This is a genomic window from Pseudomonas sp. NPDC086251 (assembly GCF_044746405.1).
Taxonomy (GTDB): Bacteria; Pseudomonadota; Gammaproteobacteria; order Pseudomonadales; family Pseudomonadaceae; genus Aquipseudomonas.
This window is the reverse complement of record NZ_JBIVBY010000040.1, coordinates 1-5590: the sequence shown is the minus strand read 5'-3', so window position 1 is coordinate 5590 and position 5590 is coordinate 1. Positions and strand designations below refer to the sequence as shown.

5 protein-coding genes are annotated in these 5590 nt (G+C 58.1%); 3 read left to right on the top strand and 2 right to left on the bottom strand.

Annotation, left to right across the window (positions count from 1 at the left end):
- Window positions 1-288, bottom strand: a 288-nt coding sequence (locus tag ACIPL2_RS30645; RefSeq protein WP_401363260.1) for an ATP-dependent Clp protease adaptor ClpS, incomplete at its 3' end; no start/stop codon positions are given.
- A 225-nt stretch (window positions 289-513) separates the two neighbouring features.
- Between ACIPL2_RS30645 and cspD the strand changes: the two genes are divergently transcribed.
- Window positions 514-783: a cold shock domain-containing protein CspD gene (gene cspD, locus ACIPL2_RS30640; protein WP_401363258.1), complete on the top strand. Its 270-nt coding sequence runs from the start codon at window positions 514-516 to the stop codon at window positions 781-783.
- Window positions 784-860: 77 nt separating this feature from the next.
- Here cspD and icd read toward each other — a convergent pair whose 3' ends face one another.
- Window positions 861-2117 carry an NADP-dependent isocitrate dehydrogenase gene (gene icd / locus ACIPL2_RS30635; protein WP_401363256.1) on the bottom strand — a complete coding sequence of 419 codons (1257 nt, stop codon included), beginning with the start codon at window positions 2115-2117 and terminating at the stop codon, window positions 861-863.
- A 510-nt stretch (window positions 2118-2627) separates the two neighbouring features.
- Here icd and ACIPL2_RS30630 point away from each other — a divergent pair.
- Both ACIPL2_RS30630 and ACIPL2_RS30625 read left to right on the top strand, forming a co-directional pair.
- A complete protein-coding gene (locus ACIPL2_RS30630) occupies window positions 2628-4853 on the top strand; it encodes an NADP-dependent isocitrate dehydrogenase (RefSeq protein ID WP_401363254.1) in 2226 nt (741 codons plus the stop codon).
- A 212-nt stretch (window positions 4854-5065) separates the two neighbouring features.
- Entirely contained in the window at window positions 5066-5515 is a 450-nt protein-coding gene (locus ACIPL2_RS30625; protein ID WP_401363251.1) for an NUDIX hydrolase, read from the top strand.
- Window positions 5516-5590: the final 75 nt, after the last annotated feature.

The following is a 5590-nucleotide window of genomic DNA, read 5'->3' as shown; positions in this document are numbered from 1 at the left end:
AAACACTCCACATACTGCCCGTCCTTCTGTGTGGACGGCCAGCATGACCTTGGTCGCCAGCTCGCGATTCAGGTTAAAAAACACCTCGAGCACTTCGACGACGAAATCCATCGGTGTGTAGTCATCATTAAACAAAACCACCTTGTACATCGGCGGCGCCTGTAAAGCAGGCTTAGCCTCCTGAACAGCAATGCCTGCGGAATCGTCCTCGTGCGTCCCCGGGTGATCTTTTTGGAGAGCCGGGCGATCCTGATTGAATGTTAGTCGAATCTGGCTGATTGCATGCATGGAAAGAAAGGTTCGTTAGTTGTGCGAATACAGTAGTGGGGACGGCTATCAACGATTTCAACTCCGACTGCCGGGTCACCTTGACTATCGGCAAAACGGTGTTACAACCAATAGAGCCCACAGTGGGTAAAAAAGGTCCGCGGAGTCAATCCTATTTTCAAGATTCGACTGCGGATGTACTGGATGATACTCCAGTGATGGAGTCTGTTGCAGAGGGATATGAGCATGGCAGTCGGCAAGGTCAAGTGGTTCAACAACGCCAAGGGGTATGGCTTCATCAACGAGGAAGGCAAGGACGAAGACCTCTTCGCCCACTACTCGGCGATTGACATGGATGGCTATAAAACCCTCAAAGCCGGACAGGCCGTGACCTTTGAGATCATTCAGGGTCCAAAAGGGCTGCATGCAATCAAGATCGAAGATACCGTCGCCAAAAACGCCAAAGCAGCTGCGGCCGCATCCACCGGGACCACTCAACAAACCGAATTAAGCTGACGCATCGATCATCCAGTCATAAAAAAACCGCCCGACTCATCATTTGAGTCGGGCGGTTTTTTGTTGCGTGAAGCTGTTTACATGTGCGAGATCAGCGCATCGCCAAACCCGGAAGACGACACCAGCTTGGCACCGTCCATCAGGCGTTCGAAGTCATAGGTCACGGTCTTGGCGGAAATCGCGCCGTTGGTGCCCTTGATGATCAGATCGGCGGCTTCGGTCCAGCCCATGTGACGCAGCATCATCTCAGCGGACAGGATCAGCGAGCCCGGGTTGACCTGGTCCTTGCCGGCGTATTTCGGCGCAGTACCGTGGGTCGCTTCGAACATGGCGATGGTGTCGGACAGGTTGGCACCCGGCGCGATACCGATACCGCCCACTTCCGCCGCCAGGGCGTCGGAGAGGTAGTCGCCGTTCAGGTTCAGGGTCGCGATGACATCGTATTCGGCCGGGCGCAGCAGGATCTGCTGGAGCATGGCGTCGGCGATGGCGTCCTTGACAATGACGTTCTTGCCGGTTTTCGGGTTCTTGAACTGCATCCACGGCCCGCCGTCGAGCAGGGTCGCGCCGAATTCTTCAGCGGCCACTTCGTAGGCCCATTCCTTGAAGGCACCTTCGGTGAACTTCATGATGTTGCCTTTGTGCACGATGGTCAGCGAGTCGCGGTCGTTGTCGACCACATACTGCAGGGCCTTGCGCGCCAGACGCTTGGTGCCTTGCAGGGAAACCGGCTTGATACCGATACCGCAGTTTTCGTCGAAACGGATCTTGGTCACGCCCATTTCGTCTTTCAGGAACTTGATGACCTTGGTCGCTTCCGGCGAGCCGGCTTTCCATTCGATACCGGCATAAATGTCTTCCGAGTTTTCGCGGAAGATGGTCATGTCGACGTCGCCTGGCTTCTTGACCGGGCTAGGCACGCCTTCGAACCAGCGCACCGGGCGCAGGCACACATAAAGGTCGAGCTGCTGACGCAGGGCCACGTTCAGCGAACGAATGCCGCCACCGACCGGCGTGGTCAGAGGGCCCTTGATGGAAACCACGTAATCCTTGACCGCGTCCAGGGTTTCCTGAGGTAGCCAGGTGTCCTGATCGTAAACCTGAGTCGCTTTCTCCCCGGCGTAGACTTCCATCCAGGAAATTTTGCGATCGCCGCCGTAAGCCTTCTTAACAGCAGCATCGACAACCTTGATCATGACCGGGCTGATATCAACGCCAATGCCATCGCCTTCGATGAAGGGGATGATCGGGTTGTTAGGAACATTGAGAGAATGGTCCGCGTTGACGGTGATTTTGTCGCCGACTGCTGGAACCTGAATCTTCTTGTATCCCATGCTGAACTCCATTGTTTGGATTGAACATCTGGCTTCGTTCGAGCGTACCCCAGTTAAATCGGCACGCAAACCCTCTGTTCTGTCCATCTGCCGCAAAGCTGCACAGTTCGCGGCGTACAAGCCTGAAAGCAAAGGGAAAAGCGCCAAACTCAAGCACGGTGCAAGACTCTACGCCGCCCTCGCCCCTGCGACCTTTAGACCAATGGACGAAAATCGTTGCGCATGAACCATCGGCAGATTGCCAGCTACCTATGTATAATGCCGCCCGCTGACCACAGAGTCACGACGGCCGACCGCTCCTGCCACTGAACAAGTAGCCGGGATGCCGGGCCCGAAAAAGCAGGACCGTTACCGCAGTCCACCCGCTTGACGCTCGACTGATGCACCCAACATCACCGCGCACAAATCTCGACATTCGGCTCATGGATGACTTTGAACGAACGCGCTTACCCGGCGCCCCTCGAGTTTTTCTGCGCACGCTTTAGCAAAGAAGAGAGAGTTAATCCGAATATGCCCACCCGCTCGAAGATCATCTATACCTTCACCGACGAAGCTCCCGCCCTCGCCACCTATTCACTGTTGCCTATCGTAGAGGCTTTCACCGCCTCCGCTGATATCGCCGTGGAAACCCGCGATATCTCTCTTGCAGGGCGCATCCTGGCCAGCTTCCCCGAGCAATTGGGCGATAAAGCCGTAGCCGACCACCTCGCCGAACTGGGCGACCTGGCCGTCACGCCTGAAGCGAACATCATCAAGCTGCCGAACATCAGCGCCTCGGTTCCGCAACTGCAAGCCGCGATCAAAGAGCTGCAAGACCAAGGCTTCGCAATCCCTGACTACCCGGAAACCGTGACCAGCGACGCCGACAAGCTCGCCAAGTCGCGTTACGACAAGATCAAGGGCAGCGCCGTGAACCCGGTTCTGCGCGAAGGCAACTCCGATCGTCGTGCTCCGCTGTCGGTCAAGAACTACGCACGCAAGCACCCGCACAAAATGGGCGCCTGGGCCAAAGACTCCAAGTCCCACGTTGCGCACATGAGCACCGGCGATTTCTACGGCAGCGAAAAAGCGGCCCTGATCGACGCCGCTGACGCCGTCAAAATCGAACTGATCGCTCAAGACGGCACCACCACCGTCCTGAAAGAAAAAACCACCGTGCAAGCCGGTGAGATCCTCGATTGCGCGGTCATGAGCAAAAACGCTCTGCGCAGCTTCATCGCTGCCGAGATCGAAGACGCCAAGCAAAAAGGCGTGCTGCTGTCGGTTCACCTCAAAGCCACCATGATGAAGGTCTCCGACCCGATCATGTTCGGCCAGATCGTTGCCGAGTTCTATAAAGACGCACTGGCCAAGCACGCTGACGTGCTGGCACAGATCGGCTTCAACCTGAACAACGGCATCGGCGACCTGTACGCTCGCATCAAGGCCCTGCCGGCCGAGCAACAAGCTGCGATCGAAGCGGACATCCAGGCGGTCTACGCCGTTCGTCCGTCGTTGGCCATGGTCAACTCCGACAAAGGCATCACCAACCTGCACGTGCCGAGCGACGTGATCGTCGACGCCTCGATGCCGGCGATGATCCGTGACTCCGGCAAGATGTGGGGCACTGACGGTCAGCTGCACGACACCAAGGCGGTGATCCCGGATCGCTGCTACGCCACCATCTACCAGGCGGTGATCGAAGACTGCAAGCTGCACGGCGCTTTCGATCCGACCACCATGGGCAGCGTGCCAAACGTTGGCCTGATGGCGAAAAAAGCCGAAGAGTACGGCTCGCACGACAAGACCTTCCAGATCAAGACCAACGGCGTGGTTCGGGTGTCCGACAGCGCTGGCCGTACCCTGCTGGAGCAGTCGGTTGAAGCCGGCGACATCTTCCGCATGTGCCAGACCAAAGACGCGCCGATCCAGGACTGGGTCAAACTGGCCGTCAACCGTGCTCGCGCAAGCGCCACGCCAGCAATCTTCTGGCTGGACCCGATGCGCGCCCACGACGGCGTAGTGATCGAGAAAGTTCAGGCTTACCTGAAGGATCACGACACGTCGGGCCTGGACATCCGCATCATGTCGCCCGTCGACGCGATGGCCTTCACCCTGGGCCGTACTCGCGAAGGCAAGGACACCATCTCGGTGACCGGCAACGTACTGCGCGACTACCTGACTGACCTGTTCCCGATCATGGAGCTAGGCACCAGCGCCAAGATGCTGTCGATCGTTCCGCTGATGAACGGCGGCGGTCTGTTTGAAACCGGCGCTGGCGGTTCGGCACCGAAGCACGTTCAGCAGCTGCTGGAAGAAAACTTCCTGCGCTGGGATTCCTTGGGCGAGTTCCTGGCCCTGGCCGCCTCCCTTGAGCATCTGGGTGTGACGTACAACAACCCTAAAGCGTTGGTGCTGGCCAAGACCCTGGACCAGGCCACCGGTCAGTTCCTGGACAACAACAAGTCGCCATCGCGCAAAGTCGGCAACATCGACAACCGCGGCAGCCACTTCTACCTGGCGCTGTACTGGGCTCAGGCCCTGGCCGCCCAGTCCGAAGACACGGCGCTGCAAGCGCAGTTCGGCCAACTGGCCAAAACCCTGACCGAGAACGAAGCAACCATCGTTGCCGAGCTCAACGCCGTTCAGGGCAAGCCAGTGGACATCGGCGGTTACTACCACGCCAATGCCGAGCTGATCAGCAAGGCCATGCGCCCGAGCAACACCTTCAACACCGCGATCGCCGCGCTGGTTTAAGGTTGTAAGGATGCAAAGAAGCCCCGGCCCAGTGCCGGGGTTTCTGTTTATGGCACCTATTTTTAAATGTGAACACCGAACAAATGTGGGAGCGGGCTTGCTCGCGAAAGCGGTTTATCATTCAACATTGATGTCGACTGACCCACCGCCTTCGCGAGCAAGCCCGCTCCCACATTTGACCGTGTTCAATCAGTAAGAATCGAGGAAGTCCCATGGAGTGGAAACCCCACATCACCGTCGCCACCATCGTCGAAGACAACGGCCGTTTCCTGATGGTCGAAGAGTCCAAGGGCGGACGAACGGTGCTCAACCAACCCGCCGGCCACCTCGACCCGGACGAAACCCTGATCGACGCCGCCATCCGTGAAACCCTCGAGGAAACCGGCTGGGACGTCGAACCGACAGGTGTGGTGGGTATTTACCTCTACACCGCCCCCAGCAACGGCGTGACCTATCAACGGGTCTGCTTCACCGCAAAACCGCTCAGGCACCACCCCGACTATCAGCTGGACGACGGCATTGTCGGCGCAAAATGGCTGACGCGTGACGAACTGCTGGCACAACGCGCAAACTGGCGCAGTGAGCTGATCATCCGTTGTATCGATGATTATCTGGACGGCAAACACTTCGGTCTCGAACTGATCCATTCGGTGCCTCGCTAAGGCTCGGCATGCCGTAACGAAGGCATTGCTCCGGGGGCCCGCCGCCATCGGCCATCCATGGCCGGGGGCGGCTAA

Bases quoted from the DNA above. Each gene is read 5' to 3' on its own strand.
- cspD (WP_401363258.1), top strand. From the start codon at position 514: ATGGCAGTCGGCAAGGTCAAGTGGTTCAACAACGCCAAGGGGTATGGC.
- icd (WP_401363256.1), bottom strand. From the start codon at position 2,117: ATGGGATACAAGAAGATTCAGGTTCCAGCAGTCGGCGACAAAATCACC.
- ACIPL2_RS30630 (WP_401363254.1), top strand. From the start codon at position 2,628: ATGCCCACCCGCTCGAAGATCATCTATACCTTCACCGACGAAGCTCCC.
- ACIPL2_RS30625 (WP_401363251.1), top strand. From the start codon at position 5,066: ATGGAGTGGAAACCCCACATCACCGTCGCCACCATCGTCGAAGACAAC.